Source organism: Staphylococcus sp. aM (genome assembly GCF_052975125.1).
In genome coordinates, this window is record NZ_CP121447.1 from 1,444,929 (window position 1) to 1,463,087 (window position 18,159).

Genomic DNA, 18,159 nt, shown 5'->3' on the forward strand with positions numbered 1-18,159 from the left:
ATTGAATATCATAGAAGTTAAAGGGCTCACCATTAATGATTCAAAAGGTCAATCACTTTTAAACCATGTAGATTTATCTATCAAGACACAACAAATCAATGCAATTATTGGAGAAAGTGGGGCAGGTAAAACTTTAGCTATACGTTTTATATTGAATCAATTACCTCATGATTTTCATATCGAATATGATGATTTCTTATATTATGGTCATCCTGTGACACAATTAGATGATCATTTAGGAAAAGACATTGGCTATATTTCTCAAAACTATACCCAAAGTTTTAATGACCATACCAAGTTAGGTAAGCAACTCATAGCCATTTATCGTACACATTTTGATGTATCAAAACAAGTTGCTAAAACTAAAGTAAAAGAAGCACTCACATGGGTGAATTTATCAAGCGAAGAGATTTTAACACTCTATAGTTTTCAATTATCTGGTGGTCAACTTGAACGTGTTTACATTGCAAGCGTACTTATGCTTGATCCTAAACTTATCATTGCAGATGAACCAGTGGCATCATTAGATATGGTAAATGGTCTACAAATAATGGATTTACTTGAACATATTGTTAAGGACCATCATCAAACTTTATTAATCGTTACTCACAATATGAGCCATGTTCTTAAATATGCAGATCAAATAGATGTAATTCAAAATGGACAAATTGTTGATAGTGGTAATCGTTCTTATTTTGAAAGTAAACAATCGACAACATACGCTCAACGATTATTTCATTTTAGAAGTCATATAAAGAGGGAATATCATGATTAAATTAGACAATATCTCATTCAATTATCATAAACAACAAACTGTATTAAGCCATATCAATTTAACAATAGAAGATAATGAAATAGTTGGTATTTTAGGTGAAAGTGGGTCAGGTAAGAGTACACTTAGTTCACTTTTATTACACGAACTTAAGCCAACAACTGGTTACATAGATGTTGATACACATGATATTTTACCCGTATTCCAACATGCTTCTGACAGTTTCAATCCTAAATTAACTATTCAGCAATCATTAGCTGAGCCACTCTTGTATTATAAAAAGCATACGACTCAGCATATTGATCAAATGATTCAAAACACTACATCATCATTTGACTTGTCGTTATCTTTACTTAGCAAATATCCAAATGAATTAAGTGGCGGTCAATTACAAAGATTTAACTTGCTACGAACATTGTTAGTTAAACCCAAAGTATTAATTTGTGATGAAATTACTTCAAACTTAGACGTTATCGCAGAACAGCATATGTTAGATATTTTAACTGCAAACTACCGTAAACACCCATATACTTTAATCATGATTTCACATGATTTATCTGTAATCCAACGTATTTGTCACCGGATTATTGTAATAAAAGATGGGGCGCTCGTTGATGATTTTGCTACCAATCAACTATTCAGCCATCATAGGCATCCCTATACCAAACAACTTGTAGCTTTATACGAATCAAATTAAATTATGTGATAAACCTATACCAAAGAAGCCCAAAGATGACTTTTATTTCAAAGTGACTTTGGGCTTCTTTATATAGAATTTGTTAACCAATTATTTCTTATCTTCAAAGGCGTCTTGAATATGTTCAAGTTGATCTATTGTAAGTTGATTACCACCTTCACCAAAATACCAAGCATTAGATTCAAATTGATATACATTATGATTTTTAATTGCTTTTATATTTTTAATAACCTTATTATTTAGTTCTTTAGGTAAATGCTGATCATTGCCATCTTTTGTTCGATTAATCACAAATAGTTTATCTGGATTAATTTTATTTAAATATTCATAACTGATTTGATTTCCTGCAGAATTGGCTTTCATGTTATTGTCCGCATGTTGTATACCTAAATCCTTATTCAAGAAACCACCAAATCGACCAGTTTGTCCAAATGCTTTCATACCTTTATCATCAACAACTAGTAGCAATACTTTGTCCTTATTAATCTCACGTTTTGTCTCATTTACTTTTTCTTTTAATTCTCGATTAAGTGTGTTGGCCTTATCTTTTTTATTAAATATTTTCCCTAATTGATTGGTTGTTGTTTCTATTGATGAAATATAATTTTCACTATCTGGACTAACAAATAAAATTTTAGCATCGGGCGCAGCTTTTTTCATTTCATCGATTGTTTTTGTATGTGCTTGTCTGAAAGAGGCTAAGATTAAATCTGGTTTTGCTTTGGCTAAATTATCGTATTTAGGTCGCCCAGGGTTACCCAAATTGATATATTGATCACTTTTAAATTCATTTAAAGCGTGGGGGAGAAATGCATTCCCTTGTCCTTTAGCAACTGCTTTTACATGACTTTTTAAATCCATTTGTTGCATAATGTCTAATGCACCATAATCTAAGACAGCAACTCGTTCAGGATTTTTAGGAACTTTGACTGTCTCAGTTTTCTTTACACCTTGTGAGTGGGTGTTATTTTTATCTTTAAACTCATAAGTATTTTTGATACTTACAGTGTCCTTTGAATTTTTACTAGATTGATCTGACGTTTGACTACAAGCAGTTAGTACAATACCAATGATTAAAATAATAAGTAGTTTATATGTATTTTTCATAATCATCCTCCTTATCATTATTTTAAATGAAATTGAGAATCATTATCAATTAATATTATTACTTTTCATTTAACCATTTATCCAATTCGTTACATATTGCTTCATTAGTGTCGTCGACTAAAGTAATTTGCGGATTATTAATAAACGTCGTATGATCCATATGTAAATTCGTTACAAAATAGCCATGAGATGCATGTTCTAGCATTTGAATGTCATTATGATCATTTCCAAATGCGATATATTCAGTTGTAGCTCCAATGATTTTTTGAATGGTAGTATGTTTATCAATACCTTGAGCTGTTATATCAATATAGTTTTCATTTAAATGTTGTATTAGCTCCAGGGAATGCGATTTTTCAGCTAAGATAGTAGCAATTTCTTCAAAATCATCATGACGAATATCTAATATGATAGCTTTAATGGGTTCAACAATGTCATCCATATCCAAAATCTTTGCTGTATGGTTAGGATCAATGCGTTGAAATAATTCATACGTTGCATCTAAGTTAGTTGAATAATTATATTTATCATCTAATATATACTTTAATTGATATGCATGAATAATATCTTTAATTAGTTGCAAATCATCCTGTGTAATAGATTTAATCACTTCAATCTGTCCATTTTGAGAAATGATTGAGCCATTACCACCAATAAGTGTAAAGTCTTTGAATTCAGGTATAACTGGTAGCAAATCTCTAATTGGACGTGCGGATGCAAATATCACTTGATGGCCAAGTTGATGTAATTTAAAAATACGTTCTTCAATAAGTAGATCAACATGATAACCATCAAATGAAATGGTACCGTCAATATCAAAAACAAAATTCATAAACAAAACTCCTAAATGTTAATAAAGAATATATAGATAAATTATAACATAGCAAATATATTAAGATAATGAAGAATAGGGTCCCCTATATCCAATATCCATAACTTCCTATAATATATATTATGTAAACTAAAATTAAAAAAACAATATAGGGCTAATATTCATATCTTATGAACAGGTATAACTAATTAATACGAATCCATTTTGCTAAGGCTTGTATTATTAAATGTTCATTTCCTTACATTCATATCTTAGCTTAATGAAACGTTAAATGATCATCGTATTTAAACTTAAATCTATAATCATTTTTAGGATAACTTTTAGCTTTGTCTTTATAAACTTCAATATATTATCAGTAATGCATTTACATCTAACGACCAGTTATCCATCAAAGTCATTCTCGATGCAACTGAGATGCTCTCACAGCACGGACATATTTAGTGACATGTTATAAATTTTGATTATTTTAAATTTAAGACGTTCATTTTAATTAAATACAGGCTTTATTTAAAATATCTAATCATCAATAATTTTATTGGTATATATTTGCAATTTAATGTAATGTAAATAATTTTTATTATATCGATTCATTCAACTACTCAAAATATGTACTGTAAGCCTTATATAATTTATTTATTAGAAAATTCTCTATAACTATCATTGTTAAGGTCTTTGGTAATAGCTATGATAATTTTAGTAGGGTGCAATATGATTTTATATTAGCTTTTTATATTAATTATTTGTAGAATTTCACTAGATAAAAAAAGCTGAGACAAGAGTCTCAGCCTAGATATACCAATAGATTTGCTATGTCTTCTATTTTACTTCTTAACTTTTCTACGAATACGGTCTAATGTAGTGAATAACCAATATTTCACTTTGTTAATTGGCTTATAAAAATCTCCTATTAACTCTTCAATTTGAACATTAAATCCACGTTTAAAGCGATAAACGCCATAGTCCTCACTATTTTCAGTAAAGTCACCAGACAATCCATAGAAATTGTAACGATCATAACCATTATCGAAGCAATAATTAATCATGAACCAATGCATCATATATGGTCCCATGTATTGATTGAATTTTTCTGATGAACCACCTGAGAAGTAGTTGACTTCATAAGCATTAGCAAAGTAAACACCAGAAGCAAGATTCAATACTGAACCATCAGTTTGACGAATTTCACTAGCTTGTAGCATTTCTTTTTTATCATGCTCAATTTGCTTGTCTAATTCACTGATTTTCTTCAATTGTTTATCACTTTTGTTTTCTTTTGCCATCATTTGATCACGACGGTTTTCTTTATCATTTAGCGAATGCTGTAATGACTCAATATATTCATCTAAATCAATATATGCTAATGGCACTAATACTTTATCGCCGAAATGATCAATGAAATTATAGAAATATTGATCTGTTTTTGAAGCAAATCCAGTTCTTTCTTCAGTTTCACGATAAAGCTCTAAGAAAAGATCAAATTCATCCCTACTTAAAAATCTTACTTTTACTCCGTAGTTTATCGCTTTATTAATATTTCTTTTACGTTGACTATCGAATTCTTTCTTCAATGAAGCAGGTGTTTTGCCCTCTAAGTCTAAAACACCCATCCATCTTACTTGGCTGAAGCTATCGTAAGATGTTGTAAAACCATGGTGTTCATAACCGTGAGATTTAAATAAATTGACAAGTGCATCGTTTTTCTCATGGTTATCAAGTGGTTTAATATCTTTATCATAAATTTGATAAATCCAGTATGGATCCATTTTGACATATAAACATTGATGTTGATGTAAGTATTTATCTAATTCTCTCAAATAAAAATCAACTAAACCTAAGTCAGAGTAGTCCATGACTGGACCACGATTTGAATAATACACATAACTACCCATCGTTGGGATTTTTGAAAATAGACTTGCTGCAATGACCTTGTTGTTTTCATCTTTAATACCTAATAATACAACCTGAAAACCATCCGTTTCACGAGTAGCAATATTTTCTTTCACCTGAAAATAATGACTTTCTAATGATGGATTTTGTACAAAGTTCTCAAATTCTTTAACTGTCAACTCTGTAAATTTCATAATTAGATAATTCCCTTCCTAATAAAAATTTATTATTTATGCTTATTTTTTAAGTAATTTCTTTAATGTCGTATAAACAGTGTACATAGGTTTATTAATTGGTTTTATGAAATCTCCTACATATTCTATAACATCAGCATTATACCCTTTTTTGAATTTAATAACGCCTGCATCTTCTGCATCTTCTGAGAAATCTCCGCTAATACCATAGAAATTATAGCGATCAATACCGTGGTCTAATGCATAATTGATCATCGTCCATTGCACTGCATAACTACCTGCAAAGTGGCGATATTTATTTGAAGTACCACCTGCATAGTAAACAACTTCAAATGGATTGATGAAGAAGTAACCAGCCGAAATAGGTAATTCATTGCCATGTTCAGCTTGAAGTTGTTTCGCTTCATCTATTTTCTGTTGATTAGCTGCTAATTGCTGTTCTAGATTTGCTTTCTTATTATGTGATTTTTTATTATCAGGACGCTTTTCAATATCTTTAAGAGCTTTGTTTAAGTCTTTAGTTAAGGTTTCTTTTTCATTATTGAGTTCTTCAAGATATTCGTCAAAATTAATATATGCTAATGGCACTAGGACGCGATCCTTGAAGTGCTTATATCGATCATAATAATAACTATCATCTCTATCTAAAAACGCTTTTGACTCTGAAGTATCTTCCATGAATGATCGGAAAATCGGTAATTCATCTTCTGATAAGAATTTAACTTTCACACCATTTTTTTGTACTTTTTTAGTATTACGTTTACGTAAATTATCCATATCGTTTAAAACATCTTTTGCAGTTTTACCTTTTAAATTCAATACTGAATGGTGTCTTACTTGTAGTATTGGATCGAAACCATTGTGGAAACCTTCATGTTTAAAACCTAATGATGCCAGTTTATCAAATATCCAATCATTTCCTGCATTACCAGTAATATCCCCATCATGATTACGATATTGGTATGGAAGGTATGGATCGACTCTTAAATATAAACAATGATGTTTTTTAACATATTTACTTAATTCATTAAAGAAGAAATGAACTAATTCTTTGTTATCGTAGTCGATGACTGGTCCTCTATTAGTATAGAAATATTTGAAAAATTTCATCACTGGCACTGCAGTTAATAAGCAAGCTGCAATCACTTCATTGTCGTTATTTTTAATTCCAACAAGATGTGATTCAGTCCCTTCAGCAAGCTTTAATTCATAGTTACCTACCATTTGCGTAAAATGAGTATATGGCATTTGGTCTGTAAAATCGCCAAATTCTTTAGCGGTTAAGTTTGTAAACTTCATTATCATAACTCCTATTGTGTTTATCTCTATTTTTTCTCTCTATTTAAGAATTCGAATTGAGTTCATATCATGCTTAATTCAAGCGTTGTTACTATCTATCATTCATTATTTACAATATGTGTAACAACATTGATATTATCAAACTAATTGTACCAATCTAAGTTGTTTTTATTTTATTTTTCATAACTCTGACTCTAATTAGTTAAATGCAATGACTCATCAAATACTTAGTCATACAACTTAAATTGAATATACGTAATAATAGTATGAGTCGAACTTTTATCAACTCATACTATTATCGTATTATCACCTATTATTTTAATGCATTTGCAAATCTAATGCCAATGACTTCCCTTATAACAACACAATTTTATACTAATCAAGTAAAATCAATGTCAAATCGTGTAATAATTTACATATATCCTTTCCATTTACATTCTATTTAAATATTAAATTAATTTTTCTAATTTAATGCGTGCCTTATAGATTTAAGATAGTTGATATTCTCTTCTGTAGTATCATTAGCAAATCGTTTAACGATTTCACTACCAATGACCACGCCATCTGCTATTTGTGAAATATCTTTCACATGTTGCGCATTTCTAATACCAAACCCAGCTACGACTGGTACTTTTGCAAATGTCTTAATTGTGTCTAATTTAGACTTTAATTCTGGGTGGAATGTGCCATCCTTACCTGTAGTCGCATTCATCGTTACGGTATAAATAAAACCTTCTGCATTTTTGGCAATCAATTTCATTCGCTCTTCAGATGTTGTCATTGCAATGAGCGATATTAATTTTACATTGTATTGATGCGCTTGTTCTTTTAATTGCTGTCCAAGTTCAAAAGGTAAATCAGGAATAATAAGTCCGTACACACCTGCACGTTCACAAGCTTTAAAAAAGGATGTTTCACCATAATGGCAAACAATATTGTAATATGTCATTAATACATACGGACAGTCGATGTCATTTTGATGCAATTCAAGTTCCTTAAATATATAATCAATGTTAATACCTTCTTCAATCGCTTTTCCCCCTGCTTCCATGATTGTAGGACCATCTGCAACTGGGTCTGAAAATGGCACACCTACTTCAATCATATCTGCACCATTTTGACAAAGTAATGTCATATTCTCTATCAATTGATGGTTTGCCATTATATAAGGTATAAATAATTTATTCATTGATCTCACCTCTTTGTTGTGTATATTGACGAATCGTTTCCATATCTTTATCACCACGTCCAGATACAGTAACAACTATAATCTGGTCCTTATTCATTGTCGGCGCTAATCGTTCTACGTAACTTAATGCATGTGCACTTTCAATAGCAGGAATAATACCTTCAGCTTTAGTAAATCGAATTAATGCTTCCATCGCCTGTTCATCACTTGCATCTGTATAAGTGACGCGTCCAATATCATGATAATAAGAATGTTCTGGACCTATTCCAGGATAATCTAACCCTGCTGAAATAGAATGTGCCAATTGAACTTGACCATGTTGATCTTGAATTAAATACATTTTGGCACCATGTAGTACACCTGGACTTCCTTTACCTATAGCTAATGCATGCTTATCAGTGAGTTTACCTTTACCTGCTGCTTCAACACCATATAGTTTTACATCGTCTTGAATAAATGGATAAAAGGTTCCGATTGCATTTGAACCACCACCAATACAAGCAACAACTGCATCAGGTAAACATTGCTCTTTATTCAAAATTTGTGTTTTAATCTCTTTGCCAATCACACTTTGAAAATCTCTAACAATAGTCGGGAACGGATCTGGTCCAAGAGCTGAACCTAGAAGATAGTGTGTATCTTCGACATGACTAACCCAGTATTGAAGTGCTTTATTTACAGCATCTGACAATGTACCTTGACCTTCCTCAACAGAAACTACTTTAGCTCCGAGTAATTCCATTCTAAATACATTTAATTGTTGTCGTTGGATGTCCTCTTTCCCCATAAAAACAATTAAATCCATATCAAATAACGCCGCAACCGTTGCACTGGCCACACCATGTTGTCCTGCACCAGTTTCTGCTACTAATTTACGTTTCCCCATACGTTTAGCTAATAGCGCTTGCCCTAGAGCATTGTTAATTTTATGTGCACCTGTATGGTTTAAATCTTCTCTTTTTAAATATATTTTTGCTCCACCTAAAGATTCTGAATATGCTTTAGCATATGTTAATGGTGTTTCTCTACCTACGTATTCTTTTAAATAATATTGTAATTCATCTTGAAAAGTTTGATCATTTTTCGCTTCTTTATATGCTTGTTTTAATTCTATTATTGCTGGCATTAACGTTTCAGGGACATATTGGCCACCGTAAGATCCAAAAAATCCTAAGTCATCTGCGTCTGTTTGAATATGTTTATTCATGGTTCATTCTCCTTTCACAATGTTAACGATTGTTTTCATTTTATCTCCATCTTTTTGATGATTGATTTCAATTCCAGAGGCTATATCATAGCCAATGTGCTGCAATGATAAATGTTGAATTTGTTTGATATGCTGATCAGTCAAACCACCTGCAATTAGAAATGGTACATCTTGAATATGATCTAACAGATGCCAATCATAAATTTGACCTGTACCTCCAAATTGTTCTGAGGGTGTATCGATGATAAATAAATCAACTAATTGTTTGTAATAGTCTATGTGATCTAGCAAATCTTGATGTGCGGGTAATGCTTTAAAAATTTTAATATTAGGATACTGTGTTCTAGTCCATTTAATGATTTCTATCGGTTCGTTGCCATGAAATTGTATTGTGTTGATTTGAGTATGTGACACAACACTTTGGATTTGTGTTCGATCTGGATTGACTAATACCACTACACGGTCAATATAACTAGGTACGAGTTTGGTTAATTGCTGAATTTGACTCATATCACGGTGACGGTGACTATTGGGAAAATGAATAAATCCTATCGCATCTATAGGTAACTCAATCGCTTTAAGTACATCTTCTTTACGTTTAAACCCACAAAATTTTAAATACATGGTTTCACCTTATTTAACTTTAATTGTGGTAAAAATTCACTTAAATCGTCGCATTTCATTAACGCTTCACCAATAAGTAATCCATCGATACCAGAATGAATTATTTTTGCTACATCTTTTTGAGAGTGAATACCACTTTCGGAAATATAGTAAAAACCATCTTTTTTATGACCTAATATCTGATTGGTGTGTTCTACATCTGTCACAAATCGTTTTAAGTCTCTATTATTAACACCTATAATTTCTGGATTAAGCTCGTAAGCTCTTTGCAATTCTTGACTATCATGGACTTCTACTAATACTTCTAAATCTAATTGACAGGCATATTGATATAAACGATGGAGCTGTTCATCAGTTAAAATATTTACTATGAGTAAAATAATTGATGCACCTGCTGTTTTAGCTACATCAACTTGGATTTCATCTATCATAAAGTCTTTGCATAATACGGGTAGCGACGTTTGTTTAGATAATTGTTGTAAGCGTTCAAAACTACCACCGAAATAACGTTCATCCGTTAAGATAGATATGGCATTTGCTCCATAAGCTTCATAATCTTTAATTTGTTGCGACAAATTACGTTCAGGTAGTTGCTTTACAGATGGACTTTTCGATTTAATTTCTGCAATGATAGATAATTCTTTGTCATTTGCTAAGCTTGATTTCAAAGTTTTCTTTTTAGATGGTTGATTATATTGATTATTATTTTTTAAAGTTTTAAGTTTTTCATGATAATAATGACTAGATAATAATTCTTTTTTATATAGTACAATTTCGTCTAATATTGTCATTTAATTCCCCACCATTCTTAAATATTGTTTCATTGCTGTTCCGTCATCGATGAGTTGTTGCGCAAGTTGAATACCTGTAGCAATATCATTTACTTTTTCCGAAACGTATAAAGCTATGCCTGCATTGAGCACTACTACATCTCTCTTACTTGAATGATCTTGACCGTTTAAAATATTTACCGCAATAGCTTTATTTTCTTCTGGGGTGCCACCTTTCAATGTGTCATTTGCAGCATTTTTTAAGCCAAAATCTTTAGCATTAATCGTATAATGTTGAATTTCCTTACCTGCATTCACTTCATATATTAAATTGTCACCTGACAAACTTGCTTCATCCATGCCACCAGCACCATGTAATATGACTGCTTTTTTCCGTCCTAAATCTTTTACTGTTTGTGCTACATTTGCTAATTGAGATTGATCATAAATCCCCATGGTTTGATATGTTAATTTGAATGGGTTAATTAAAGGTCCCACAAGATTAAATATCGTTGGTTTAGATATCATTTTTCTAATGGGTTGAATATACTTCATAATTGGATACGATTCTGTCGCACTGACAAAAGCTAAATGACATTGATTTAATTGTTGAACAACCTCTTTAACAGGTGTGGTTTTAATTTTTAACTGATCTAACAAATCTGTACTTCCTGAATTTGAAGTGATACTTTTATTTCCATGTTTGATGATTGACGCTCCGGCACTTGCAACTACGAATGAAGCGGTCGTTGATATATTAAAACTTCCTGATTGATCACCACCAGTTCCACAAATACACATCGAACCTTCATAAACTGGTTGTTGTTCATACATCGTTTTGATTAAACTTTTGGCTAAAAATGTTAATTCTGACTGTTGCATTTCCTTATCAGTATATGACTTCAAAGCTTTATATTTGATTTGATTTTCAATTTGAGGATTGATCATCAAATCAATAAATGCTTTCATATCTTGTTGATTTAAATGTTGTTGCTGTTCTAATTGTTTTAAAATTCCCATCTAATCACCTTCTACTACTAAATTAATAAAATTCTTAATTATTTCTTCTCCATACTCCGTCGCGAATGATTCTGGATGATATTGAATACCAAAATGTAAATGATTGATATGTTCAAATGATTGTATGCAATCAGATGTCTCTCCTGTCACGACTAAAGTTTCTGGAAATTGTTCTATATCGCTAACGAGCGAATGATATCTCATAATATTAAAAGTGCTTGGTAAACCGGTATACAATTTAGAATGTGTTTGAAGATTCAATTGATCTACCTTTCCATGCATGACGGTTTTACCTTGTATCACTCGACCACCGTAATAACATGTAAGTGCTTGTGCACCTAAACAAACACCTAAAATAGGTTTATCTTTATAATGATGAATAATATTTAGTAATAAATCATTATCTAAAGGATGCCCAGGAACAGGTGAAATAATAATACCTTTTACATTTTGACGCATAACACGGTCATCATCTGGATATAATACTTTCACTTCATTCTCATTGGTTATATTTTGGGCTACTATATCTACTAAGTTATAGGTGAACGAATCATAGTTATCTATGATTAATATCATGGCGACACCTCCAATAAACTTTTAGCTTTTAATTTTGTTTCTTCTAATTCTTTGTCTGGTTCAGAATCATACACAACACCACATCCGGCTTCTATATTGACATAAGTATCATCTATCATCATCGTTCTAATAGCTAATGCCAAATCTAAGTTATGATTACAGTTAATATAACCAATACCACCGCTATAAACGCCTCTCTTATGTGGCATCACTTCATAAATTATTTGAATAGCTCTTAATTTGGGTGCACCAGATACAGTACCTGTAGGCAATAGACTTGCTATAACAGACATAGGTGAAATATTTTCTTTAATTTCGCCTGTCACTTCACTTACAATGTGCATCACATGTTCATATTTCTCGATTTCCATTAGTTTTTGAATATGTGATGTGCCCGTTTTACATATTCGATGAATATCACTTCTACCTAAATCGACGAGCATACTATGTTCACTTTTTTCTTTTTCATCATTAATCAGTTGATGCGCATTGCTTTGATCTTCCTCTGGTGTTTGACCTCTTTGTATTGTTCCGGCAATAGGATTTGTGACGACTCTGCCATTGTGAACTTTAACAAAACTTTCAGGCGAACTACCGATAATAATCGGTTGATTCATATTAATGTAATACATATATGGACTAGGATTTTGTCTCTTTAGATTTTGATATAACTGAAACGACAATGTTTGTAATTGATTGTTAAAGTGATGTTTGTATTTATAAATACGTGATGGGACAACTTGAAACATATCCCCTTCAGTTATTTTCTTTTTAAAATCACTCACTATATTCATAAAATGTTGTTCACTCACATTTGCTTCTATTTCTTTATCTTGAACTTGAAATGTGACTTTTGGCTGATATACTTGGATTGTTTTAAGCTGTTCAATGCGTTCTTTGACCCGTTGTATTAAAACGTCTCGTTTAACTTGAGAAAATAAATTCGTACTAATGATGTAAAGTTCGTCTTTGTAATGGTCAAATACATACACATCTTCAATCATGTAAAAGTTCACATCATGTTGTGGATGATCTTCTAACTCCATTTGTTTTAAAACCGGAAATTCATGTCTTACTAAATCAAAGCTACAAGAACCAATAAATCCAGAAATAAATGGTAATTCTTGTAACGTTTGATCTTCAATATCATCATAATAACGATTCACAAATTCCTTTAAGTATTGATAAGGCTGTTCCGTTATCGTTTCTTTCTTTTGTTGGGTAATAATTTGAAGGCATTTATTATCTAATGTGACCGTGCCATAACTATCAAAAACGACAATAGAATATCGCCCTTTTAGTTTTTCTTGGCTTGTGCTTTCTAGTATGATTTTGTTGTGTTTGAGTTGAGCTAAAGTTTCTGGTGTAATATTGGCCTGTAACTTTTCGTAATAGAGTTCCAATTAATTTCACTCCTTTATGTTTGAGTTCGTTTAATTATTATTGAAGATGATTTTTATTTTTTAGTTATTCTTAATTTTGAAAGTTTAAAGTAATGATTCGATTGTTAAACATAAAAAATCAGCCTCCTATAAAAAGGACGCTGACGCGTGGTACCACCTTAATTAACGCAATATTCTTAATATTCGGAATATTATACGTTCACTCATTGTTTATATTTAATTGTTAGAATACAAAACCCAATTTCATTTATAGTGGTGTTAGTTCACATCATCCACTAACTTTCTGACACTACCTTACTATAAACTACTACATTTTGTACGAAATAAAAGCACCACGATACGCGTAAAATCAATAAGGACGCGTTACCGTGGTGCCACCTTAGTTAACAAATGTTTATTGTTCACTTTAATGCTATTTAATTTTATATTCGAAAGCCCAATTCACTAAATATGTTGTGCTAATTTTCATTACCCATTAGCTTTCTATTTGCTACAATTCATATTTGCTACTTTATCTTCCGAATTGTTTAACAATTCTAATTATTTAGTATAATACATCTCTCAAATATTTTTGTCAACGCCAAATCCTAATTTATTTTAAAATTGGGGACATACAGTAGGCATATAATAAATTTTGTGTTGCTTCTATGGATTCAATATGTGTTCTTTCTAAGGCATGTGAAGATTCAATACCAGCACCAAATAATCCATGTCTGATATCAGCTCCAGCTTTTAATGCCGAAGTAGCATCGGAAGCATAATAAGGATATATATCTACTTTATATGGAATATCGTTCATTTTACATAGTTGCACAAGTTGTGAACGAAGTCCCTTATGATAAGGTCCAGAACTATCTTTTGCACAGATAGATACAGTATATTCATCTGAAGATTGACCATCACCTAATGCACCCATATCTAATGCAATAAAATCTACGATATTGTCTGGTAATGAAGCATTTGCACCATAACCTATCTCTTCATTATTTGAAATATAAAATTGAGTTGTATGTGGTAATCTAACATTCTCTTCTTTAATTTTTTTCAATAATTCTATAATCATTGCTACGCTTGCTTTATCATCTAAATGACGTGACTTAATAAAACCAGATTGAGTAATTTCAGTTCTAGGATCAAAGCTAACAAAGTCTCCTACTTCTATGCCTAAATCTTTCGTATCTTGAATTGAATTTGTTTTTTCATCAATTCTAATTTCCATATGCTCTATATCTCTAGGCACTTCATGATTATTTTTATATACATGCACACTAGTTTCATGTAAACATATTGTTCCCGTATATATGTCGCCTGCCTCTGTTTGAATCTCACAGTATTCTCCTTCAATGGCATTAAAGTGAAATCCCCCTATTAAATCAATTGCCAAACGCCCATCTTCTTTAATTTCCTTTACCATTGCACCTAACGTATCAACATGAGCTGTAATACATCGTTGCTGTTCTTGATTGTCTCCAGTAACATTAATAATCAAAGCACCTTTATTCGTCAATTCTGTAGAAAACCCTATGTCTTCTACTGTTTCCTTCACATACTGTATTGCTTTTTCAGCATTTCCAGATGGACTATTAATCTCTGTTAAAGTTTTAATCGTTTGTAGAATATCACTCATTTTTATCCCCTTTCACATTTCTATCTTATTTAACTTTAGTTTAGACTATTTATTTAATATATACTAATCATATTCTTATTGATTCCATAAACATCCTCATTTACAATGTTAGTATTCTGAAAATTTCGAAACAGGCGATTACTTATGCAAAATATTTTATTTGTAGGTCTTGGTTTAATTGGTGGAAGTTTAGCAAGTAATTTAAAATACTATCATCAAGACATTCATATTACAGCTTTTGATGCTGATGAATCTCAATTAGATAAAGCTTTATCTATCGATATCATAGATGATAAATCAACGCATTATGATCAAGCTATCGAAAAAGCTGATATGGTTATATATGCTACACCTGTCGAACAAACTGTTCATTACCTAGAACATTTACCAAAGCTCAATACTAAAACAAATTTAATTGTTACAGATACAGGAAGCACTAAATCAACTATTCAAACATTTGAAAATATGTTGTTAAAACACAATATTCATCTCGTTGGTGGGCACCCAATGGCTGGTAGTCATAAATCTGGTGTGCTCAATGCTAAAAAACATCTCTTTGAAAATGCTTACTATATTCTTGTATTTAATCAAGAAGCTAATAAGCAAGCAGCAGAAAAGATTAAAAATTTACTAAAACCTACATTAGCAAAATTTATTTTCACTGATGCCAATGAACATGATTTTGTTACAGGTATCGTTAGTCATGTTCCTCATATAGTTGCATCAAGTTTAGTTCATCTCAGTGCTAATCAAGTAGAAAAACACCATTTAGTACAACAATTAGCTGCAGGTGGATTCCGTGACATCACTCGCATTGCTAGTAGTAATGCTGAAATGTGGAAAGATATTACATTAAATAATAAAACTTTCATCCTAGAAATATTACAAGATTTACAAGAACAAATCTCCTCAATTTCAGCTATGATATCTTCTTCTAGTTCAGAAGATATTTATAACTTTTTCGATCATGCAAAAAATTATCGCGACCGATTACCCGCTAAACAACAAGGTGCACTTACTACTGCGTATGATCTATATGTCGATATTCCGGATAAACCGGGTATGATTAGCAAAGTTACAAATATATTGAGTTTACATAATATTTCTATAAGCAACTTAAAAATATTAGAAGTACGTGAAGATATTTATGGTGCACTGCAAATCAGTTTTAAAAACCCTGAAGATCGGGAACGTGGTATTCAAGCTTTAAATCAATTTGATACTTATATAGAATAGCAACTTCATTCATCAACCTGAGACATCTCAATGTAATGTCTTAGGTTATTTTTTATTTTAGTGTTTGAGAAACCTTCATCATTATCGTGTAATACATTACTACATTTTATGTCCTGCCATGAGTCCTAAACGTCCATGTTTTGTACCAGCTTCAGTATAAGATGTTGCCTTAGACACAATGCCCTTACCATATTTCACATGTAAATGATCAATTGTTTTTGCTAGTTTTTCATCTCTCTTACGCTCGTATTCATCGATGAATAAGTTCATTTGTCTTTCGTTTTCATCTATAAATTGTGTAAGCGACACACTTAATGTACGATATAATGCTTGTTTGTCACATAATTGATTAGCAAAATAATTCACTACTTTAAAAATATCTTTTTCTAAGTTAGTACCTTCTTCTAATGTATACTGCTTATGTACACCACCTTCATCACTATAGCCAAATGAAAAATGTATGGTGCGCGCCAATTGTTTTCTTGCTCTAACTCTACTTGCTACATCTTCAATTAACTCTTGCATCACCACTTTCGCTTCTTCAAATTCGTAGTCTCTCATCAAAATTTGACTTTTACATATTGATGGATTATTCACTTTATATTTTTCTCTCATCTTGCTTTGATCAATACCATTAGCGTGAAGATGCATATCCACACCTAGTATTCCAAAATCTCTTTTCAAATATTGATATGGATATTGAGCTAAATCACCTACTGTAAAAATCCCTCTTTTGTTTAATTTAGCTTCTGTTTTTCTATTAATTCCCCAAAAATCTCTTAACGGTTGAATAGGCCATAACTTTTCAGGTACATGTTGATAGCGCCATTCAGCTATACCATTTGTTGTGTGTTTGGCTTCAATATCCATAGCTACTTTACTTAATAACATGTTTGAGCCTATACCAATCGTACATCTAATACCTGTTTCTTCATGAATTTCTTTCTGCAATCTTTCGCAAAATGCTTGCACGGTTGAATTGAATCTATGATAACTATCTGTCACATCCATAAAAAATTCATCGATGCTATATTGATGCAAATCTTCAGGTGGCACATATCGTAAAGCAATCTTAGATATAGCAACTGATACATTAAGATATTTTCTCATACTTGGATTAATGATAAATATGTCATTACGATGTGGTATTTCAAATAATCTTGATCCAGTCTTGACGCCTAATTCTTTAAGTTTAGGTGTCGCTGCTAACACAACCGACCCCTGTCTTTTAGTATCTGCGACAACTGCTAATTTCGTCGTTAATGGATCTAACCCTTTTTCTATACAAGATACACTCGCAAAAAAACTCTTTTGATCAATACAAAGTACATCTCTATCCTCTAATAAATGATAGTCATACATGATTACCCCTCCCTAATACATTTTCATTATATACGAACAAACGTTCTTATTCAAGTACAAAAAGAACACTTGTTCTCGTCTAGTAAAAAATGTATTTTTATTGATTATTCATGCTATACTAAAGTTGTAATAAGAATATTGGAGGAATGACATATGCCAATCGTAAACGTTAAATTATTAGAAGGTCGTTCAGATGAACAACTTAAAGATTTAGTTACAGAAGTGACAGCAGCTGTAGAAAAAACAACAGGTGCAAATAAAGAAGCAATCCATGTCGTTATTGAAGAAATGAAGAAAAGTCATTATGGTGTTGCTGGTGTTAGAAAATCAGATCAATAATTAAGTAAAGAGCCTCAC

Annotated in this window: 17 protein-coding genes; 4 read left to right on the forward strand and 13 right to left on the reverse strand. The window is 31.5% G+C overall.

The window, feature by feature from the left end; translation table 11 throughout:
* Position 1: 1 nt before the first annotated feature.
* Together P7F85_RS07085 and P7F85_RS07090 are read left to right on the forward strand one after the other, a co-directional pair.
* Positions 2 to 775: an ATP-binding cassette domain-containing protein gene (locus P7F85_RS07085; RefSeq protein ID WP_002465821.1), complete on the forward strand. Its 774-nt coding sequence runs from the start codon at positions 2 to 4 to the stop codon at positions 773 to 775.
* Positions 768 to 1,469, forward strand: coding sequence for an ABC transporter ATP-binding protein (locus tag P7F85_RS07090; protein WP_002465820.1), 702 nt, complete (start codon positions 768 to 770; stop codon positions 1,467 to 1,469). Before P7F85_RS07085 ends, P7F85_RS07090 begins: the two co-directional genes overlap by 8 nt.
* A gap of 90 nt (positions 1,470 to 1,559) precedes the next feature.
* Here the strand turns inward: P7F85_RS07090 and P7F85_RS07095 are convergent, their stop codons facing one another.
* From P7F85_RS07095 to P7F85_RS07150, 12 genes are all read right to left on the reverse strand, one after another.
* Complete coding sequence (locus tag P7F85_RS07095) at positions 1,560 to 2,576, reverse strand: ABC transporter substrate-binding protein (RefSeq protein WP_046464377.1); 1,017 nt, start codon at positions 2,574 to 2,576, stop codon at positions 1,560 to 1,562.
* 58 nt (positions 2,577 to 2,634) lie between these two features.
* The gene (locus P7F85_RS07100; RefSeq protein ID WP_002465813.1) at positions 2,635 to 3,408 is read right to left on the reverse strand and encodes an HAD-IIB family hydrolase; all 774 of its coding nucleotides are present in this window, start codon (positions 3,406 to 3,408) and stop codon (positions 2,635 to 2,637) included.
* Positions 3,409 to 4,229: 821 nt separating this feature from the next.
* Positions 4,230 to 5,489, reverse strand: a complete 1,260-nt coding sequence (locus P7F85_RS07105; RefSeq protein WP_002467186.1) for an aminoacyltransferase — start codon at positions 5,487 to 5,489, stop codon at positions 4,230 to 4,232.
* 42 nt (positions 5,490 to 5,531) lie between these two features.
* Entirely contained in the window at positions 5,532 to 6,788 is a 1,257-nt protein-coding gene (locus tag P7F85_RS07110) for an aminoacyltransferase (protein ID WP_002467180.1), read from the reverse strand.
* A gap of 463 nt (positions 6,789 to 7,251) precedes the next feature.
* Positions 7,252 to 7,977, reverse strand: coding sequence for a tryptophan synthase subunit alpha (gene trpA / locus P7F85_RS07115; RefSeq protein WP_002467177.1), 726 nt, complete (start codon positions 7,975 to 7,977; stop codon positions 7,252 to 7,254).
* On the reverse strand, positions 7,970 to 9,184 hold the full coding sequence (gene trpB, locus P7F85_RS07120; RefSeq protein WP_002467188.1) for a tryptophan synthase subunit beta: 1,215 nt from the start codon (positions 9,182 to 9,184) through the stop codon (positions 7,970 to 7,972). The genes trpA and trpB overlap by 8 nt, the downstream gene beginning before the upstream one ends.
* A 3-nt stretch (positions 9,185 to 9,187) precedes the next feature.
* Entirely contained in the window at positions 9,188 to 9,808 is a 621-nt protein-coding gene (locus tag P7F85_RS07125) for a phosphoribosylanthranilate isomerase (RefSeq protein WP_002467174.1), read from the reverse strand.
* A complete protein-coding gene (gene trpC, locus P7F85_RS07130; RefSeq protein WP_002467178.1) occupies positions 9,799 to 10,599 on the reverse strand; it encodes an indole-3-glycerol phosphate synthase TrpC in 801 nt (266 codons plus the stop codon). The genes P7F85_RS07125 and trpC overlap by 10 nt, the downstream gene beginning before the upstream one ends.
* Positions 10,600 to 11,598 (reverse strand): anthranilate phosphoribosyltransferase, encoded by a 999-nt coding sequence (gene trpD, locus P7F85_RS07135; protein ID WP_019235897.1) that lies wholly within the window; start codon positions 11,596 to 11,598, stop codon positions 10,600 to 10,602.
* Positions 11,599 to 12,174, reverse strand: coding sequence for an anthranilate synthase component II (locus tag P7F85_RS07140; protein WP_046464376.1), 576 nt, complete (start codon positions 12,172 to 12,174; stop codon positions 11,599 to 11,601).
* The gene (locus P7F85_RS07145; RefSeq protein WP_046464375.1) at positions 12,171 to 13,577 is read right to left on the reverse strand and encodes an anthranilate synthase component I; all 1,407 of its coding nucleotides are present in this window, start codon (positions 13,575 to 13,577) and stop codon (positions 12,171 to 12,173) included. The genes P7F85_RS07140 and P7F85_RS07145 overlap by 4 nt, the downstream gene beginning before the upstream one ends.
* Before the next feature lie 592 nt (positions 13,578 to 14,169).
* Complete coding sequence (locus P7F85_RS07150) at positions 14,170 to 15,204, reverse strand: M42 family metallopeptidase (protein WP_015365023.1); 1,035 nt, start codon at positions 15,202 to 15,204, stop codon at positions 14,170 to 14,172.
* A gap of 144 nt (positions 15,205 to 15,348) precedes the next feature.
* Between P7F85_RS07150 and P7F85_RS07155 the strand changes: the two genes are divergently transcribed.
* Positions 15,349 to 16,440: a prephenate dehydrogenase gene (locus P7F85_RS07155; protein WP_002467176.1), complete on the forward strand. Its 1,092-nt coding sequence runs from the start codon at positions 15,349 to 15,351 to the stop codon at positions 16,438 to 16,440.
* A gap of 99 nt (positions 16,441 to 16,539) precedes the next feature.
* Here the strand turns inward: P7F85_RS07155 and P7F85_RS07160 are convergent, their stop codons facing one another.
* Positions 16,540 to 17,802 carry a Y-family DNA polymerase gene (locus tag P7F85_RS07160; RefSeq protein WP_002467183.1) on the reverse strand — a complete coding sequence of 421 codons (1,263 nt, stop codon included), beginning with the start codon at positions 17,800 to 17,802 and terminating at the stop codon, positions 16,540 to 16,542.
* A 153-nt stretch (positions 17,803 to 17,955) separates the two neighbouring features.
* Between P7F85_RS07160 and P7F85_RS07165 the strand changes: the two genes are divergently transcribed.
* Positions 17,956 to 18,141, forward strand: coding sequence for a 2-hydroxymuconate tautomerase (locus P7F85_RS07165; RefSeq protein WP_002451325.1), 186 nt, complete (start codon positions 17,956 to 17,958; stop codon positions 18,139 to 18,141).
* Positions 18,142 to 18,159: the final 18 nt, after the last annotated feature.

Excerpts from the sequence above, each read along its gene's own strand:
- P7F85_RS07090 (WP_002465820.1), top strand. The coding sequence starts at position 768 with ATGATTAAATTAGACAATATCTCATTCAATTATCATAAACAACAAACT.
- P7F85_RS07095 (WP_046464377.1), bottom strand. The coding sequence starts at position 2,576 with ATGAAAAATACATATAAACTACTTATTATTTTAATCATTGGTATTGTA.
- P7F85_RS07100 (WP_002465813.1), bottom strand. The coding sequence starts at position 3,408 with ATGAATTTTGTTTTTGATATTGACGGTACCATTTCATTTGATGGTTAT.
- P7F85_RS07105 (WP_002467186.1), bottom strand. The coding sequence starts at position 5,489 with ATGAAATTTACAGAGTTGACAGTTAAAGAATTTGAGAACTTTGTACAA.
- P7F85_RS07110 (WP_002467180.1), bottom strand. The coding sequence starts at position 6,788 with ATGAAGTTTACAAACTTAACCGCTAAAGAATTTGGCGATTTTACAGAC.
- trpA (WP_002467177.1), bottom strand. The coding sequence starts at position 7,977 with ATGAATAAATTATTTATACCTTATATAATGGCAAACCATCAATTGATA.
- trpB (WP_002467188.1), bottom strand. The coding sequence starts at position 9,184 with ATGAATAAACATATTCAAACAGACGCAGATGACTTAGGATTTTTTGGA.
- P7F85_RS07125 (WP_002467174.1), bottom strand. The coding sequence starts at position 9,808 with ATGTATTTAAAATTTTGTGGGTTTAAACGTAAAGAAGATGTACTTAAA.
- trpC (WP_002467178.1), bottom strand. The coding sequence starts at position 10,599 with ATGACAATATTAGACGAAATTGTACTATATAAAAAAGAATTATTATCT.
- trpD (WP_019235897.1), bottom strand. The coding sequence starts at position 11,598 with ATGGGAATTTTAAAACAATTAGAACAGCAACAACATTTAAATCAACAA.
- P7F85_RS07140 (WP_046464376.1), bottom strand. The coding sequence starts at position 12,174 with ATGATATTAATCATAGATAACTATGATTCGTTCACCTATAACTTAGTA.
- P7F85_RS07150 (WP_015365023.1), bottom strand. The coding sequence starts at position 15,204 with ATGAGTGATATTCTACAAACGATTAAAACTTTAACAGAGATTAATAGT.
- P7F85_RS07155 (WP_002467176.1), top strand. The coding sequence starts at position 15,349 with ATGCAAAATATTTTATTTGTAGGTCTTGGTTTAATTGGTGGAAGTTTA.
- P7F85_RS07160 (WP_002467183.1), bottom strand. The coding sequence starts at position 17,802 with ATGTATGACTATCATTTATTAGAGGATAGAGATGTACTTTGTATTGAT.
- P7F85_RS07165 (WP_002451325.1), top strand. The coding sequence starts at position 17,956 with ATGCCAATCGTAAACGTTAAATTATTAGAAGGTCGTTCAGATGAACAA.